The sequence below is a fragment of the Desulfomarina sp. genome, assembly GCF_054039375.1.
Window position 1 is genome coordinate 53,057 of record NZ_JBPLBA010000114.1, and the last position, 18,879, is coordinate 71,935.

The 18,879-nt window shown below is 45.7% G+C and carries 13 protein-coding genes; 2 read left to right on the forward strand and 11 right to left on the reverse strand.

Features of this window, described 5'->3' with window-relative positions; translation table 11 throughout:
• Positions 1-118 precede the first annotated feature (118 nt).
• The gene (gene meaB, locus ACXLDX_RS06540) at positions 119-1,120 is read left to right on the forward strand and encodes a methylmalonyl Co-A mutase-associated GTPase MeaB (RefSeq protein WP_457576386.1); all 1,002 of its coding nucleotides are present in this window, start codon (positions 119-121) and stop codon (positions 1,118-1,120) included.
• Positions 1,121-1,166: 46 nt separating this feature from the next.
• On the opposite strand, the gene ACXLDX_RS06545 is transcribed toward meaB, so the two are convergent.
• From ACXLDX_RS06545 to ACXLDX_RS06580, 8 genes are all read right to left on the reverse strand, one after another.
• Positions 1,167-1,685 carry a gamma carbonic anhydrase family protein gene (locus ACXLDX_RS06545; protein ID WP_457576387.1) on the reverse strand — a complete coding sequence of 173 codons (519 nt, stop codon included), beginning with the start codon at positions 1,683-1,685 and terminating at the stop codon, positions 1,167-1,169.
• A gap of 688 nt (positions 1,686-2,373) precedes the next feature.
• Complete coding sequence (locus ACXLDX_RS06550) at positions 2,374-4,344, reverse strand: pyruvate carboxylase subunit B (RefSeq protein ID WP_457576388.1); 1,971 nt, start codon at positions 4,342-4,344, stop codon at positions 2,374-2,376.
• Positions 4,345-4,383: 39 nt separating this feature from the next.
• Complete coding sequence (locus ACXLDX_RS06555; protein WP_457576389.1) at positions 4,384-4,587, reverse strand: hypothetical protein; 204 nt, start codon at positions 4,585-4,587, stop codon at positions 4,384-4,386.
• 141 nt (positions 4,588-4,728) lie between these two features.
• A complete protein-coding gene (locus ACXLDX_RS06560) occupies positions 4,729-5,013 on the reverse strand; it encodes an antibiotic biosynthesis monooxygenase family protein (RefSeq protein WP_457576390.1) in 285 nt (94 codons plus the stop codon).
• A gap of 39 nt (positions 5,014-5,052) precedes the next feature.
• The gene (locus ACXLDX_RS06565) at positions 5,053-6,597 is read right to left on the reverse strand and encodes an acyl-CoA carboxylase subunit beta (protein ID WP_457576418.1); all 1,545 of its coding nucleotides are present in this window, start codon (positions 6,595-6,597) and stop codon (positions 5,053-5,055) included.
• Positions 6,598-6,751: 154 nt separating this feature from the next.
• Positions 6,752-7,624, reverse strand: coding sequence for a succinate--CoA ligase subunit alpha (gene sucD, locus ACXLDX_RS06570; protein WP_457576391.1), 873 nt, complete (start codon positions 7,622-7,624; stop codon positions 6,752-6,754).
• A gap of 304 nt (positions 7,625-7,928) precedes the next feature.
• Entirely contained in the window at positions 7,929-9,086 is a 1,158-nt protein-coding gene (gene sucC, locus ACXLDX_RS06575) for an ADP-forming succinate--CoA ligase subunit beta (RefSeq protein WP_457576392.1), read from the reverse strand.
• Between the two features lie 98 nt (positions 9,087-9,184).
• Positions 9,185-11,080, reverse strand: coding sequence for a propionyl-CoA synthetase (locus ACXLDX_RS06580; protein ID WP_457576393.1), 1,896 nt, complete (start codon positions 11,078-11,080; stop codon positions 9,185-9,187).
• A gap of 866 nt (positions 11,081-11,946) precedes the next feature.
• On the opposite strand from ACXLDX_RS06580, the gene ACXLDX_RS06585 reads away from it, so the two are divergent.
• A complete protein-coding gene (locus ACXLDX_RS06585) occupies positions 11,947-13,830 on the forward strand; it encodes a GNAT family N-acetyltransferase (protein ID WP_457576394.1) in 1,884 nt (627 codons plus the stop codon).
• A gap of 52 nt (positions 13,831-13,882) precedes the next feature.
• Here the strand turns inward: ACXLDX_RS06585 and ACXLDX_RS06590 are convergent, their stop codons facing one another.
• The 3 genes from ACXLDX_RS06590 to ACXLDX_RS06600 all read right to left on the reverse strand — a co-directional run bounded on the left by ACXLDX_RS06590 (position 13,883) and on the right by ACXLDX_RS06600 (position 18,489).
• Positions 13,883-14,542 carry a site-2 protease family protein gene (locus tag ACXLDX_RS06590; protein WP_457576395.1) on the reverse strand — a complete coding sequence of 220 codons (660 nt, stop codon included), beginning with the start codon at positions 14,540-14,542 and terminating at the stop codon, positions 13,883-13,885.
• 514 nt (positions 14,543-15,056) lie between these two features.
• Positions 15,057-17,090, reverse strand: coding sequence for an acetate--CoA ligase (gene acs / locus ACXLDX_RS06595; protein WP_457576396.1), 2,034 nt, complete (start codon positions 17,088-17,090; stop codon positions 15,057-15,059).
• 85 nt (positions 17,091-17,175) lie between these two features.
• The gene (locus ACXLDX_RS06600; RefSeq protein ID WP_457576397.1) at positions 17,176-18,489 is read right to left on the reverse strand and encodes an L-lactate MFS transporter; all 1,314 of its coding nucleotides are present in this window, start codon (positions 18,487-18,489) and stop codon (positions 17,176-17,178) included.
• Positions 18,490-18,879 lie beyond the last annotated feature (390 nt).

Consider the following 18,879-nt stretch of genomic DNA (forward strand, 5'->3'; position numbering starts at 1 on the left):
TGAAGATAATACGGGTCCAGTGGCAACACTCCTCGCATGCTGCCGGGCCTGTATTGTCTTTTTATTTTTTCCTGAAGTCAGGACATGTTCAGGAATTCTCCAACACATAACAGAAATCATGCTCAAAGATGCCCAGGACTATGTGGAAGGTGTACTGAGTCACAACAGATTACAGCTGGCGCGAACCATTACTCTTATCGAAAGCACCCTGCCTGCCCACCAGGAACTTGCAAGAGAAATTGTTGACAGGCTTCTGCCCCATACGGGCCAGGGTATTCGTATCGGCATTACTGGTGTGCCCGGTGCAGGAAAATCCACCTATATCGAAAGTTTTGGTAATATGCTGACCGAACTGGGCCACAGGGTGGCCGTTCTGGCTATTGATCCAAGTTCCACAAGAAGCGGTGGATCTATTCTCGGAGATAAAACCAGGATGGAAAAGCTCGCCATCAACGAAAATGCGTTTATCCGTCCCTCTCCGTCTTCAGGCACCCTTGGCGGTGTGGGTAGAAAAACCAGAGAAACCATGCTCGTCTGCGAGGCGGCAGGGTATGATATTGTGATTATTGAGACCGTCGGAGTCGGTCAATCGGAAACCACCGTTGCTTCAATGGTCGATTTTTTTCTTGTCCTGCTTATTGCAGGCGCAGGAGATGAACTCCAGGGAATTAAAAAAGGTGTTCTTGAAGTAGCGGACGCCATTGTTATCAACAAAGCTGACGGAGACAATATAAACCGCGCTGAAATGGCAAAAAAAGAATATGAAGCTGCTCTCCACATGTTGATGCCCACAAGCCCCAACTGGACAGTCCCCGTTCTCACCTGCAGCTCCCTCGAACATCGCGGCATAGACCGAATATGGGAAACAATCCTCAAACACCGCAATAAACTGACTGAATCTGGTGAAATGGCTGAAAAAAGAAAAAAACAAGCCCTTGAGTGGATGTCATTTCTCCTCGACGAAGGGTTGCGTCAATGGTTCTACTCCTCCCCAGATATCATCGAAATTCTGCCACAACTGCGTAACCAGGTGGCAATGGGTAAAACCTCTCCGACTGCAGCAGCGGATACCCTCCTGGCCCATCTGAAGCACAAGTCTGAGTCCCGGTCTACACCGTAACTGACCACATTGAATCCAACCATATGTTTTGTTTTTATATTATTTTTTACTCCTTCTCCTTATACCATCCTGAATATTTGATATAATTGTTAGCGATCCTCTCAATCTCACCTGAAATAAGTTCCTGACTGATATCTTTCACTTTTTTTGCTGGAACTCCGGCGTAAATGGTACCACCCTCCACACGGGTTCCCTGGGTAACCACTGCTCCTGCGGCAATTATTGTATTTGATTCCACTACACAGTCATCCATCACAATAGCCCCCATCCCTATCAGAACATTATCGTGTACAGTGCAACCATGAACAATTGCGTTATGACCAATGGATACATTATTACCAATATTAGTGGGTGATTTTTTATATGTTGCATGTATAACAGCCCCATCCTGTATATTAACCTTGTTACCGATTTTTATATAATGTACATCCCCGCGAATCACAGCATTGTACCATATTGAACACTGGTCACCTATTTCTACTTCACCCACAACCACTGAATTTTCTGCGAAATAACAGTCTGTTCCAACTATCGGCTGATGACCGTTCAACTCTTTTAATATCATGATATTTCCTCTTTTGACTCGTTCCAAGATTGTTGATTTGGATATGGACTGGCTTTTGAAGTTAAACTTTGGTAAAAACTGAAACATCCATCCGGAAGCCGGACCTCTGTTCATAATAATCACTGCAACTGATCATGCACTGATTCATACAACAGGCATGTTATATTTTCGAGTTTATTATCTGCATGAAAAGCTATTGAAAAGAGAATTCGGTCTCCGGATGGATGAATGAATGGTCAAAAGTTCATAACAACAAATCACTAAAACCCCTTTGACCGGTTAGTTTGAAAAAGTTTGACCTGACATTTTTTCCTTTGGATTCCTCAGCAATTAAGATTCCCGGTGATTTTTGACCAGTGTCATGTCAACGATGAAATGACGTAATATTGCGCTGTAATTTTTTTGTGCCGTTCTGTCTGCGGCTTTGAGCGTATAGTTGAGTTATGTAACATAAGCCGCCACAACAGGGGGGATGACGCGAAAAAGGACAAGCAAGATACGTCAGAGCAGTGTTGACGGGATACTAGTGCCTGTCCAGAGATGAGCGATTTCGTTTAAAATCAAGGACTGCTAAAAAAATAAGCCCAGACTCCGAACTTGCCAATTGCAGGATTCAGTTAATAAAAAAAAGCGTGAAAAATTTTTCAATTCTCCACGCTTCTCTCTATTCATCAGACCTGCATAGGTTTCAGCCAATAACACAAAGGACAGCACCTTTAGCGACACTGTCACCACTGCCGAATTTCACCCCTTTAACCACTCCATCAGCAGGTGAGGTAAGGGCATTCTCCATTTTCATGGCTTCAAGTATTACAACCGTATCTCCTTTCTTGACACTATCGCCTTCAGCCACAACATATTTTACTATCATGCCCGGCATTGGGGCAAGAAGAAGAGCTCCGTCAGCTTCTGTGGCGGCAGGTGCAGTCTCTTCTGCTGCAGGGCCAGAAGGTGCCGCGGCCACAGGAGCGGGAGCTGCAGGTGCTGCTGCCGGTGCAGAAGCGGCTGAAGCCGCCACAACCTGAAAATCACCGGTCGGGTCCACTTCCACATTGAAATATTCATTGTCAACAAAGACATTAAATGTACGAAGAGCTTCTGATTTTTCAGGAGTATCACCCTTTCTTTCTATCAACTCACCGGCAAGAGCTTTCTTAATCAACTCGTCTCTTTTCTTTACATCCTCAAGAGTAATGGGCTTGACACTGTCAGGAGCTTCAGACTTACCATATTTCCACTCCAGGAATTTTCTGCCCGTCACCGGAAACTGAGCATAAAGAATCAAATCATCCAGATCCACCGCAAGATCACCAATCTCTTCTTTGGCCTTTTCAAGTTCGGGTTCAAGGACTTCTGCCGGACGGCAGGTAATAGGTTCCTCACCTCGTGGATATCCTTTCAGAGCCTTTTTCTGCAGCTCCGGGTCGATAGGCACTGCAGTTTTTCCATAAAGGCCATAGCAGAGGTCCTTCACCTGTCCGGTAATCATTTTATATCGTTCATCCGGAGTATCATGGAGAACATTGTTGACTGTCTGCACACCGACGATCTGACTTGTGGGTGTCACCAGCGGGATTTGACCGAGATCTTTTCTTACTTTCGGCAATTCCCTGTAAACCTCATCTATCTTATCCAGGGCATCCATTTCTCTCAGCTGATTGACCAGATTGGACAGCATGCCACCTGGAGTCTGATGGAGTAGAACATTGATATCAATAATAGAAACTTTGGAATCATCAAGAAGATGCTTGTATTTTGGCAGAATTTCTTTTTCAAAGATCTCATTAATTGCCGCAAGTTTTTTAATATCAAAACCGGTGTCCCTGTTGGTGCCGAGAAGGGCCATAACCAGAGGTTCAAGGGCGGCATGGGAAGTTCTGTAGGCATAGGGTGTCATACAGGTGTCAATGATATCAACTCCTGCCTCAATAGCCTTGAGATGGGTCATTGGCGACATGCCGGAGGTAAAATGACTATGGAGATGAATAGGTATCTTCACGGCCTTTTTCAAAGCCTTGATCAGCGGATAGGCATCATACGGGGCCAGAAGACCAGCCATGTCTTTAATACACACCGAATCGGCCCCCATGGACTCCAGACTCTTTGCCCGGTCTACATAATAATCGAGATTATAAACCTCTCCACCCAGACGGGGTTCCGTTAAAGTATAACAGATGCATCCCTGGAAATGTTTACCGCATTTTTTAATCTCGGAAACCACAGTTTCAAAATTACGATAATCATTCAGAGCATCAAAGGTTCTGAACACGTCCATACCATTTTCCGCCGCCCTTTCCACAAAGGCACGAGCCAGATCATCGGCGTAATTCCTGTAACCCACAAGATTCTGAGCCCTCAGAAGCATGGAAAACGGCGTTTTTTTAATGTACCGCTTCAGTGTGCGCAACCTCTCCCAGGGATCCTCATTCAAAAACCTGTGCATGGTATCAAAAGTAGCTCCTCCCCAGGTTTCAATAGCCCAGAATCCCACCTCGTCCATCATTTCAGCAACAGGGATCATGTCTTCGGTACGCCCCCTGGTTGCAAACAGGGATTGATGTCCGTCACGCAGGGACAGATCCATTATCTTGACCGGATTTTTTGCCTTGGGTCTGTCCGCTGAATACTCCAAAGGCGTCATCTTCACTTGATCACTCATCCTGTTTCTCCTATCGCCTGATCATTTTTTATTATTTTTTTAAATGCGAGTAAACACTCTTAACTGCGTCAGCCTGCGCATGGTCATTATCTCCTGACGTCCACTCAGGCCCCAGGGACTCTGTCCAAAACCACCGGCTCTATCAGGAACTTTTTTTTGTTCGGCAGCTGCTGCCGTTTCCTGTTCCAGGTAAAGACTCACTGCGGCCATTGCCGCAGCCATCTTTTTTTCCTTTCCAGCCATTCCTTCACCCATTGTTTTTTGCGAAAAAACAGGAAGCTACCATTCATTTCACGGGTCATCTCCTGTTTTTCATATTTTTGCCATCAAAAAGGATAACTCCTTATTTGTCATGACAAACAGGGGAAATACAATTTCTTTCTATCAGGTACTGTACATTGCATACTCGGTTTCCCTGCCAAGAAGAGTATCAATCTGATCCTGAATTTCCCTTCTCTTCGGATTATTAACCCATTCATTCCAATCTTCGACGGACCGCCAGGTACTGATCACCATACACTCATTCTTATTGTCTATCCTGTTCAGGGTTTCGCCTGAAATATATCCTGGCTGTTCCAGGGTCAGGGAGCGAAGCTTTTTCAACAACATTGTCAGTTCGAGAATATTGTCATCATTTACAGTGCGCTGAATTATTATTTTTACTGTCATTTTAAATCTCCTGAATAGAGGGAACCCAATTTTTAAATATTACAACGGAATATTACCGTGTTTTTTCATTGGATTGACATCACGTTTATTCTGTAATAACCCCAGCGCCTTGATAATCCGTCTCCTCGTTCCTGCCGGCTCTATAATATCATCAATGTATCCCCGCTGAGCGGCAATATAGGGGTTGGCAACAGTCTCCTGGTATTCTTTTTCTTTTTCTGCCAGAAATGCGGCCCGATCCTCAGCTTTTGCAGCTTCACGACCATACAATACACCAACAGCACCTTTGGCTCCCATAACAGCTATTTCACCGCTGGGCCAGGAATAGTTGATATCACCACGTAAATGCTTGGATGACATGACACAGTATGCCCCACCATACGCCTTTCTTGTAATTACGGTAACCTTTGGAATAGTAGCCTCTGCATAGGCATAAAGTATTTTTGCGCCATTCCTTATCACTCCACCGTATTCCTGTACTGTCCCCGGCAGGAACCCCGGCACATCAACAAAAGTAACAACCGGAATATTAAAACAGTCACAGAATCTGACAAATCTCGCCCCCTTTACCGAAGAATCAATGTCAAGAACCCCGGAGAGATGTTTCGGCTGATTGGCGACAATGCCGACACTCATACCATTATAGTGGGCAAAACCAACTATAAGATTTGGGGCAAAATTTTCCTTTATCTCAAAAAATTCACGGTTATCCACAGTCTGAAGAATCACTTCCTTCATATCGTAAGCTGCATTGGGATTTTCAGGAATAATACCATTAAGATCCGGGGCAACACGTTCGACCGGATCGCTGCACTCCACAACCGGCGGATTATCCATGTTGTTCTGGGGCAGATAGGTGAGCAATTTACGGATATAGGCTATTGCATCTTCACCCGAAGGAGCAGGATAATCCGCAACGCCACTCCGGCTGGAATGCATGCCGGCCCCGCCAAGCTCCTCAACCGTCACTTCTTCGTGGGTAATGGCTTTGACGACCTTGGGACCCGTCAGGAACATATATGACTTGTTCTCCACCATGATAATGAAATCCGTCAACGCTGGTGAATACACTGCCCCGCCGGCACATGGACCAAAAATTGCCGAAATCTGAGGAACCACACCAGAAGCCATAACGTTTCTCTGGAAAATTTCGGAATACCCTGCCAGACTCTCAATTCCTTCCTGGATTCTGGCTCCTCCTGAATCATTCAGGCCAATCACCGGGGCTCCGTTTTTCATAGCCAGATCCATAATCTTGCATATTTTTTCCGAAAAGGTCTCTGAGAGGGATCCACCAAGTACTGTGAAGTCCTGAGCAAATACATAAACTGTCCGGCCATTTACAGTACCATGACCGGTAACGACTCCATCACCGGGGAACACCTTGTTCTCCATGCCGAAATCCCTGCACCTGTGGATTTTGAACATATCAAATTCTTCAAAGGATCCCTTATCCAGCAGCAGATCAATCCGTTCTCTGGCAGTCATGCTGCCTTTTGCATGCTGCTTGTCGATTCTTTCCTGGCCACCCCCCAACTTTGCCTTTTCCCTCAACTTATGGAGGTGCTCCAGCTGGTCATTCATTTTCATACCATCTCCTTGAAACGAGAATATTCCTCAAAAGGTTTTCACGTCTTTATCCGTAATGCCACAGGTGCTCCTGCCGCCGTCGGGATTTTCATCACCTGCTGCACCCGAAGGGTAACAAACCTCCGGGTCTATCCTGTGCGGTTTTGGTTCAAAAAACGTCCCTGCACAGCTTCCCGAGACTGCCCAGATCCTCACAGACATGAATGCCACTGTCCCTCATGGCAGCAATTTTTGCCTCGGCAGTTCCCTGACCACCACTGACAATTGCCCCGGCATGTCCCATACGACGTCCTGGAGGAGCTGTAATTCCGGCTATAAAACCAACCACAGGTTTATCCATGTTGTCCTTAATCCAGGCAGCGGCCTGTTCTTCGGCGTTTCCACCAATCTCACCTACCATTACAACCGCCTCCGTTGCAGGATCTTCATTGAACGCTTCCAGACAATCAAGGAAATTTGTTCCATTCACAGGATCACCCCCGATTCCTATACAGGTGGTCTGCCCAAGCCCGACCTCAGTCAGCTGATGAACCACTTCATAGGTAAGAGTACCCGAGCGGGAGACCACACCTACCGGCCCCCCCGGTGTATGTATCGGTCCGGGCATAATCCCTATTTTGCACTCACCCGGAGTAATAATCCCGGGACAGTTGGGGCCAATAAGCCTGGTAGTTTTTTTCAATTCCAGATAATTTTTCACTTTCAGCATATCCATCACAGGAATGCCTTCGGTTATACAGACAATCAGTTCAATATCGGCATCAATTGCCTCAAGAATCGCATCAGCGGCAAATGGTGGCGGCACAAGAATCATGGACGCATTGGCGCCCGTGTTTGCCTTGGCATCTTTGACGGTATTAAAAACCGGCACACCATCCATTTTCTGACCACCCTTGCCGGGAGTCATTCCGGCCACAACATTTGTACCATATGCGATACATTGCTGTGTATGAAACTGCCCTTCCTTACCAGTTATACCCTGCACAAGAACACGGGTCCCAGAATTAACAAAAATGCTCATTTTTCTTCCTCTAAGTAGTAAGAGTACATCAATATTCTTAATATATTGTATTCAAGCCGGCCGACACCCTCAGTCCACAGACATCAGCTAGTACAAAATGCCTCAATGGCACCTGTCTACATCATTTTTAACAGAAGAAGACCGGTCTCGAATTAAAACCCGACATGCAAACATTACTTTTTCCAGAAAATCCACAACGCATAAGTTGTTTCGTTGCAGTTTGGATTTCCATTGCCTGTTGTTGCTGAACCTTCCTGTCCAGCTTTACATCTTATCAATATAGTCTGCTTATTCCGGGTTGAGATTACGACACTATTTCTGCAACCTTTGAGGCTGCATCGGCCAGGTCCGTCGCATTGATCAGTTTCAGGCCGGACTCTGCCAGAATTTTTCTTCCCTCTTCAACATTTGTCCCTTCCATCCGTACAACAACCGGTACCGATAATTTCACTTTTTCAGCGGCTTGAACCACACCCTGAGCCAGGACATCACACCTGAGAATACCGCCGAAAATATTGACCAGTATTCCCTTTACCTTCGAATCACTCAGAATGAGACGGAATCCGTTTTCAACCATTTCGGCATTCGCCCCGCCTCCAACATCGAGGAAGTTTGCAGGATCAGCACCCGCCTGTTTAATAATATCCATCGTGGCCATGGCGAGTCCTGCACCATTCACCATGTTGCCCACATTACCGTCAAGATTTATGTAATTAAGATTATATTTCGCTGCTTCAGCTTCCGTGGGATCGTCCTCATTAGGATCATGCATTTCAAGCACATCCGGATGCCTGTATAATGCATTGGAATCAATATCCATTTTTGCATCCAATGCAAGAATAGAATTTTGATCTGTAATAATAAGGGGATTAATCTCCACCAGGGAACAGTCATAATCAACAAAAAGATTATACAGGTTTTTCAGAATCCCGGAGAACTCTTTCATAAGCGTCTTATCCAATTCAAGACCAAACATCACCTGTCGAAGATGGTGTCCCTGGATACCTGTTACCGGATTCACAGGAACCTTGACTATTCTCTCCGGGGTTTTTTCGGCAACCTCCTCGATATCCATCCCACCATCCTGGCTGGCTATGATCGTTATACATGCTGTTTCACGATCCGGAATTATTGAAAGATAGAGTTCTTTTTCAATACCTACACCTTTTTCAACCAGGACTTTCTTGACAAGCCTGCCCTCGGGCCCCGTCTGCTTTGTGACCAGGGTCATACCGAGAATGGCATCAGCAGCTGCAGCGAGTTCATCATCAGTTCGGGCTATCTTGACGCCACCACCTTTTCCCCGCCCACCGGCATGAATCTGAGCCTTTACCGCAACCGGAAGACCAAGCTCTTTTACAATTTCCTTAACCCCATCAACACTGTCACTTACTCCCCCTTCAGGAGTCGGTACGTGATATTTTCTGAATAGTTCTTTTGCCTGGTATTCGTGAATCTTCATAAACTGTACCCATAGGGGACCGGAACTGCATCCGGCCCCTTTGTTGAATTAAGAAAAAAACGCAATTATCACGACGATAATTGCGCTATCCTGCCCGTCTACTTTTTCACGTATCCCATCTCTCTCAATGTATCAGTGATTTCATCGAGAATTGCTGGATCGTCAATAGTTGACGGCATATTATAGTCTTTATTATTGGCAATTGACCGCATGGTACCACGGAGAATTTTTCCGGAACGGGTTTTCGGCAGTCTCGCAACCTGGGTTGCCTCTTTAAAACAGGCTATCGGTCCAATGGATTCACGAACCATTTTAACCAGTTCATCCTTGATTTCGGCTGGATCTCTCGTAACACCTGCTTTCACAACGAAAAACCCGACAGGCAACTGCCCTTTCAATTTATCATCTACACCAAAAACAGCACATTCTGCAATGTCAGGATGATTCGCAATAATCTCTTCCATAGCCCCGGTTGACAGACGATGCCCCGCAATATTAATAACATCATCCATACGTCCCATGACATAAACATATCCGTCTTCATCTATATATCCACCATCACTGGTTTCATAGTATCCAGGGAAAGTAGTCATATACGATTTCACAAACCGTTCATCGTTCCGCCACAGGGTAGTCAAAGTACCCGGAGGCAACGGCAGTTTGACAACAATATTGCCTTCCTGGCCGGCCGGCAGTTCTTTTCCGGCATCATCCAGAATTCTCACATCATAACCCGGCATCGGCTTGGTTGGTGAACCTTCCTTCACAGGTAATTCCTCAATACCGCGACAGTTCCCGACAATGGCCCATCCGGTCTCAGTCTGCCACCAGTGGTCTATAACCGGGACCCCTAAAAGATCTTCCGCCCAGTGCAGTGTATCCGGATCCGTTCTTTCCCCTGCAAGGTAGAGACATTCAAAACAAGATGTATCATATTTTTTAAAGAGCAATCCATCCGGATCCTCTTTCTTGATGGCCCTGAAAGCAGTAGGTGCAGTAAAGAGAGCCTTCACCTTATGCTCTGAGATGACCCGCCAGAACGCACCGGCGTCCGGTGTACCAATAGGTTTTCCTTCATAAAAAACAGTAGTGGACCCCTGGAGAAGCGGACCGTATACTATATAAGAGTGCCCGACAACCCAGCCGACATCAGAAGCAGACCACCACACCTCTCCCGGGTTAACGTCATAGAGATTTTTCATGGTCCAGTAAAGGGCTACAGCATGACCGCCGTTATCCCTGAGGACACCTTTAGGCATTCCTGTTGTTCCAGAAGTATACAGGATATATAGAGGGTCCGTTGCATCAACTTCAACACAGTCGGCAGGCTCACTCTTCTCCATCATCTCATTCCAGTCAAAATCACGTCCATCAATCATATCGGCTTTGACAAAATCCCTCTGAAACAGGATAACTTTATCCACCTGATGGGTTGACTGCTCTATGGCACTGTCGACAAGCGGTTTGTAAGCCAGATTCTTCACACCCTCAATAGCTCCGGACGCAGTCACAATAACTTTCGGCTGAGCATGGTCAACCCTGATGGCCAGCTCATGGGGGGCGAAGCCTCCAAAAACCACGGAATGAATGGCTCCCAGTCTTGCACAGGCCAGCATGGCAACTGCGGCTTCAGGAATCATCGGCATATAAATTACAACCGTATCCCCCTTGCCCACACCCATACTTTTCAGTACTCCGGCAAAAGTGGACACCTCATCAAGGAGTTCTTTATAACTGATTTTCCTTATGGTATTCGTCACAGGGCTGTCATATATGATTGCCGTCTGATCTGCCCGTCCATTTTCGACGTGTCGATCAATGGCGTTGTAACATGTATTCATCTTCCCACCGGGATACCATTTGTAAAATGGGGGGTTGGATGAATCCAGAACTTTATCATACTCTTTATACCAGGTGATACTTTTTGCAGCCTCCGCCCAAAACTCCTCAGGATTATTAATACTACTTTGAAACACAGCATCAAAACTAGTCATAATCACTCCTTTTCAGTCTGAATTTTAGTCCACTCAGGTCTCCACTGCTTTCTATAACGCAAAGATGGGCAGAGTTCAAGAATTATATTAACATTGTTACTCTGACCAAAAAAAGAGTTCTCAACAACTACAATTCCATATATTTTTATTTATTGTTATTACGTTATGTTACAATTGTTAATTAAATATAACCATGTCCTTCCGAACCGTTAATAAACACAGTAAAAAAGCTATCGTTTTCAACAAATAATATGCTTAATTAACTGTTTTAATGTTATTTTTAAATTTTTAATTTTATTTGTGCACATGCTAAAAAGAACATTGTTACACACAGCATTATCCAGCTCGAAAGCATACCAATATTCAAAGGCAAAATTACTCACCTCACAACACTGATATTTTTTGTAAGTGCTTCCCCACAGGGGTTATGCCGGGAAAAGCTGGGCTCTCTTCTGTGCCATTGCCCTTCGCGTCTCCAACAGGAAGCGCAGGCTCCGAAATTGTCAAATACAAAATTCAGGTGGCAGTGTAATTTTCAACAACATGATCATTTCTGGTTCTTCGGTTGTTACAATAAAAACTGATTGAGAATGCACCAGTCCTGATTATACTATGACATGAATTCAACAATTCATGTAATTGTTCACAGACACTCCGGATTTTCACGGTCTCTTTTGCCCGCATAAACATGCTCCAGTAAACAAAAGTACCTGTAAAAATCTGTGACAGGCGAGCAAACAGTTCAGAGCTGGTAAAATCATTGAGCTGTTGCCCCTGGGAGTAATCACAAAAAAACAGCGCAAAATTCACAACCCTGGGATATCCCGGGATATATTATTTTTCCATATCACTTTAAAGGAACCACAATGCCGAACTCCGATTACTGGGCTGATACGTACATTGAAAAAAAGACCACGCCCTTGAAAGCTATCGAAAAAATTCGCTCAGGCCAGCGGGTTTTTATAGGATCAGGCTGCGGAGAACCACAGATTCTTGTGCAGACCCTGACAGAAAGAGCCAATCACTTCAGCGGACTGGAAATAGTCAGACTTCTGGGCCGGGAAACAGTATCGCTTACTGCCATTGCAGACAAAACCAGGGATACCAGCTTGAATATTCGCTCAATATACCTAGGGTCCACCAAGTCAGAATCAATAGCCAGACAGCAGCGCTTTGTTACACCAATGAACATGTCAGACGTCCCCGCCCTTTTTACAACCCGGAAACTCCCCCTGAATGTTGCCCTGATCCAGGTTTCTCCACCGGATGACTTCGGTTGGATGAGTCTCGGCATTTCAGTTGATGTAACCCTGGCAGCCGCCAGGTCAGCGGAATTCGTAATAGCCCAGGTAAACCCCAAAATGCCCAGGGTAATGGGACAGAGTTTTATCCATGTCAACGATGTGAATCTTATCGTGGAATATGAAGAGGAACTCCTGTCCGTTCCACCCTCCAAGGAACCGTCCGAACCCGCCCAGCGCATTGGCCACCATATCGCAAAACTGATTGAGGACGGCTCAACCCTGCAGATAGGGCTTGACGCCGCCTCACAGGCCACTTTGCAGGGGCTTTCTGATAAAAACGACCTTGGCGTGCACTCCCAGTTCCTCACTGATGACATTATGTCCCTTTACGCACGAGGAAACATAAATAATCGCAAAAAAGGATTTAACGAAGGAAAAATGGTGGCTTCCATGGCGATCGGCAGCGCCGATCTCTATGAGTTTCTAAACGACAACCCGGCAATTGACTTTCACCCTTCGGATTACGTCAATGATCCCTTCATCATATCCCGTCACTATAGAATGGTATCGATGAATGTGGCCAGAACCATGGATCTCACCGGTCAGGTTGTTGCGGAAGCTGCTGCGTCTACGAGATTTGCGGGCGTGTCGGGAATTCCCGACTTCGTCCGTGGCGCCAGAAGATCAAATGGTGGCAGATCAATTCTGATGCTTTTTTCCGCATCTGAAACAGAAAACGGCCTGGAATCCAATATCGTTCCACATATAGTTGATACTATTGTGGTTGTTCCCAGGGGGGATGTTCACTATGTGGTAACTGAATACGGTGCAGTCAACCTGTTCGGCAAATCAATCCAGGAAAGAGTGGTGGCAATGATCACCATTGCCCACCCCCAGTTCCGTGAGGAATTATTTGAAAAGGCTAAAGAACTCGGCTATATCGGACCGGAGAGAAATCTCGGCGAAGCAGCCAGAGCCGTGTATCCTGTTCAACTTGAAAGCACAATCACCATCAATGGAGAAAAAATCACCATCCGCCCGGCCAAACCTGTTGATGAAAGAAGAATCCAGGAACATTATTACAGCCTGCCCAAAGAGGATGTTCTTTCGCGTTTCTTCTGCCAGAAAACAATTTTTGGCCGGCCGGAAATGGAATCACGCTCCAATGTAGATTATATCAACGACCTGACCCTTGTGGCGGTTGTGGGAGAATTTGGCTTCAGCAAGGTTGTTGCCGTAGCCGAAAGTATGAAACTCAAAGATATCAACATGACCGAGGTGGCCTTTTCAGTATCCAAAGAGTTTCAGGGTATGGGTCTGGGTAAAATATTCCTGAAAAAACTTGCCGCCGCCGCCAGGGCAAACGGAGTATCCGGACTGATGGCATACACTTTCCCAAGTAACAAGGCTATGATTTCGCTATTCAAAACCCTGCCATACAAGGTTAAAACGAAGTACGAGGACGGAGATTTGATTCTGAGTTGTAAATTTAACGAGCTGGCATAGAAAGTCAGCAGACAAACGACCAGGTAGCTCCCAGATTACAACGCGTACTGATTTAAAAATCAAGGGTGAATTTTATAAGGGAAACAACGACGGGATTGATAAGAGAACTGATCCCGTCCCACCCGCTGAACCTGATCAGGCCAAACCCACCGATGAGCAGGAAAGGCCCTGTTTTACAAAGCCAGTATTTCAATCTGCCAAAAACAGGATTATCAGGAAAAAAAGCAAAAAGAAACGACGCACCCGGAAGGGGAGGTATCGGCAGCAAACCATAAACCGCCATTGTTATATTCACTGCAACCATTGAGGAAAACACCTTATCCACAAATCCGAAGTTTCCGAGTATCCACGAAAGACTGGCCGCTATATTTGCCAGAAGGATATTGGCAAAAGGACCAGCCAGCCTGCTGACCACAAGCGACAATCGTGGATGATTCTTGAATTTTCCAGGGTTTATCCCTATCTCCTTAACCCATCCGAATCCTGCGACAAGGAAACAAAGGGTACCGAAAATGGACATGTGAAGAAAAACATTAAAATGAAACCTGTCTTTCACATCAGGACGGGAATCTCCGAGAAAGGCAGCTACAAAAGCCTGCCCTTCTGCATTGACAATAATCGCCGCCATAACAGCAATTACAAAAATCACTGCATGTTCTGCTGTCAGATTTGAATAATCAAGAAGATACGGCAGATAAAAATCATTTTCCATAATTGTCCCAAAATCTTGGCGAAACCCGAAGACCCGGCCACTTATACCCTTGAGTACAACAAAATTAAAACTGATCAGCCATGAAACTCAGCCGGATTTGAGATGTACCTGCTTTATCAGGCTGACGTTCGATCAAAAATCACTGGAAATCTTCAATTAACAGGAAATTTGCTTGAAAAATGTCAGTTCATTTTTTTAACCAGCAAAATGTGATTTTTGATATATGCCTGCGGTAAATTTTCCAGTGCATCTTGATCTCGAACAAAAATCCTCATTTCTGGACAGACACCAGCAACGACAAAACGATCTGCTGCTGATTATCAGTTCGCAATGTTTTTCCTTTTACTCTTTTTTTCCTGAAATATCTACTGTTACGCCCATAGCATCTGAAAAACAAAAAGAAGGGGATCCCACAACAGGACCCCCTTCTTTGGAGAGTGGACTACTAAAGATACAACTTCCAATCCGAATCTCCCACCGGCATCAGACCATTCGGGAAATCCGGGGAACAGGTTTATTCACCAACCATATTCTGAATTTCTTCTACAATTTCAGGATTGGCAAGAGTCATAACATTACCAACGTCACCTTTGTTGGAGATAGCACCAAGAACCCTTCTCATGATCTTACCGGATCGGGTCTTCGGCATATCTGGAACAATCCAGACATGTTTACATTTTGCAATTTTTCCAATCTGGAATGTTATTGCGTCAGCAATTTTCTGCTGCAGCTCAGGAGATGCTTCATAACCCGGTTTGAGGGATACATACAGCTCAGGCTCCTTGCCTTTGATCTCATGATTGACAGGAACTACCGCGGCTTCAGCCACTTCCTCCACAGTAAGTGCTGCTGATTCAATCTCTTTTGTTCCCAGACGATGACCGGAAACGTTGATAACATCATCAATACGCCCGAGAATTCTGAAATAGCCATCCGGTGCTTCAACAGCCGCATCACCAGTCAGATATGGCCAGTCACGCCAGTCCTTGCTGTTCGGATCCTTGTTATACATACTGAAATAAGTATCAACAAAACGATCCCGGTCACCCCAGATAGTCATAAAACAACCCGGCCACGGGTTCTGAATACAGATATTACCGGCCTTTCCGGAACCGCTTGGCAGAACTTCTCCGTTTTCATCGAAAATGATCGGATGGATACCGGGAACACCGGGACCTGCACTTCCCGGCTTCATGCCCTGTATTCCTGGCACCGTGCTGCAGAGGAATCCGCCGGTCTCTGTCTGCCAGTAGGTATCAACGATAACTGCTTTTCCTTTTCCGACTTCACGCTCGTACCACTTCCAGACCTCTGGCTCTATGGGCTCGCCAACAGTGGTCATATGCTTGAAATTATAATCATACTTGGCCGGCTCATCGGGACCGATCTTTCTCAGCGCCCTAATAGCTGTCGGCGCGGTATGGAAGATATTCACATCAAGATCCTGGGCTATACGCCAGGATCTACCGGCATCCGGATAAGTGGGAACACCTTCATAAATTACGGAAGAAGCACAGAGTGCAAGCGGTCCATAAACAATAAATGAATGTCCGGTAATCCAGCCGATATCAGCCATACACCAGTACACATCTTCAGGATGTATATCCTGAATATATTTTGACATAGCGGTTACATAAGAGAGATACCCGCCTGTACTGTGCTGACATCCCTTGGGTTTTCCGGTTGTACCGCTGGTATACATCAGGAAAAGCGGATCTTCAGACAACATCTGCTCCGGTTCCACCCGGGCACCATAATACTTTTTCAATTCATCATTCACTACGATATCACGTCCCTCCACAAGAGGAGATTCCGTTGACATCTTTCCAGGATAGCGCTGCCAGATCAACAACTGATCGACCTTCTGCCCATCGGCCGCGGCCAATTCACAGGCCTCATCATCAACAGCTTTATGGTTCAGCAGATTACCGGCACGATAATAGGCATCCATTGTGATCAGCACACGACTATTTGAGTCGACGATACGATCCGCACAGGCACTGGCGGAAAAACCACCAAAAACAACCGAATGAATAACCCCAAGTCTCGCACAGGCAAGCATCGTTATGGGCAGTTCCGCAGACATGGGCATATGAATCGTCACCCTGTCACCTCTTTTCAGGCCGGCCGTGTCACGAAGAAGTGCAGCAAATTCATTGACCCGGACATAAAGCTCCTGATAAGTTACATGCTGAACCCTTTCTTCTTCAAGCTCGGGAACAAAATGGATGGCTGTTTTATTCTTGTTGTCCTTCAGATGTCTGTCTATGCAGTTATAGCTTGCATTCAGCTTTCCACCCTTAAACCACTTCCAACACGGAGCATCACTTGTATCAAGAACCTCGTCCCAATACTTATACCAGGTGAGAAGCTCTGCAAACTCGGTATAATAGTCCGGAAAATTATCGAGACTGAATCTATCATAAATGGATTCATCAGTCAGGTTAGCCTGCCCAATAAAGGTCGGAGATGGCAGATAATAATCTTCCTCCTGCCAGTGTACCGCAATTTCAGCTTCTGAAGTTTCAACAACATTCTTTTCACTCATGAATATAACTCCTTATACATGGCTTTATAAATTAGAGTCCATTACAGCAAACCCATTCTCAAAAAACCGGATACCTTCTCCGGATTCAAGCTGTAACCTCCTCCCCTGGAGCCTCTTCCGTGCTATGCATCGGTCGCCTGGTCATCTGGGCCAGAACAACACCAGCAACAAGCAGCGCACCGGAGAGATAGAATGCATAATTGAGACTGCCGGTTACGTCCTCAATGGTACCTGCCAACCTGGTAACAAAAACTCCAAGTCCCCATCCGATAAAGACGAGGCCGTAGTTCATACCAAGATTTTTGGGACCAAAGAAATCAGCAGTAAAAGAAGGCATGAGCGCCAGTCCACCACCATATTGCCAGTAAGCGATACCAACCGCCAGGAACAGCAGTGCAACGCTCTGGGACTGGATAATATAAGGCAGAGAGAAGAGACAGAGGGCGGAAACTCCGCAGTTCAGGCAGTACGCATTGACCCGACCGATCTTGTCCGAGTAAAACCCTGTTCCGACACGACCGGAGGCGTTAACCAGGCCGCCGAAGGATACAAGAATCCAGGCATTCGCAGCAAAAAATGGCATGTTTTTAGCCGCTGCAACCATCAATCCTTTAGCGTTTCCTATGATCAGCAGACCGGACTGGGTGCTCAGAATGAACATAACCACGAGTGCATAAAACTGCCATGTTTTGACAACTTCAGAAGGATCCCAGTTTGTTATTGTCGATCCCGCCGTAGCTACATTACTCCCCTCCAGTGACGGAGGCTTATAACCCTCCGGTGGGGTCTTCAGCAACTGCCCCGCTATAACCACCACAACCGCAAAGAAAACACCAAGACCGATAAAACTTCCGGTAATACCGTATTTATTTATGAGATACTGTCCAAGCCCGCCAATATAGAGCGCGGCACCACCATACCCACCAACAACGATACCGGCAATCAGACCACGCTTGTGGGGGCCAAACCATTTCAGTGCCGCAGGAGTGGGGGCAGCGTAACCAATTCCCATTCCGATTCCACCCAGAACACCAAAACCAAGAATAATTCCGGTATAGCTTTTCATGAGACCGGCAACTATGCATCCAACGGCCAGAGTCAGGCCACCAAGTGTCGCACCGAATTTCGGGCCCAGTTTATCCTGAATACGTCCACCGGGAATCATCAGAAGAGCAAAGATAATAACACAGATTGAAAACGGTGTAGCCGCCTGAGCATTATTCAGATAGGCCCAACCGGCATTCATACCGGTCATGATCTCACCTGCCTTATCCACATTCACGAGAGCTGATTTCCATATACTCCAGGCGTAAAGAATACCCAAACAGAGGTTTATTGACATACCGGCAAAAACAGTTACCCATGCTTGCGCCGGAACTGATTGATTCTGTTGTGACATCTGTATCTCCTTTTAGGATAAAAAATAATGACATGATCAAACACCTGCTCCCGCATCAGCCCAATCTTAAGACCACCTTGAAAATTGCTTTTTCGCGCGATTTCTGCGTTTCAGTAAAATGAAAAAGTGCTCATATATATTTAATATACTGCGCTTTTAAATTTCCCAAGCTTGACCTCGAACGAAAATTCTAATTTTCAAGACGCCCTTAGTTCCTCAAGTCCTTCGTAACAAAACAGGTGATTATTTGAGCGCACAATAAATTGCCAATTCATTCTTCGCTGCTGTCTTATGCAATTCCCTCCTTTTCGCTTTGGTTAAATGGGCCGTGCAAGAAAAAACTATCCGTACTGAACAGTAAAATTTGAAATACTGAATACCATTTTGGAA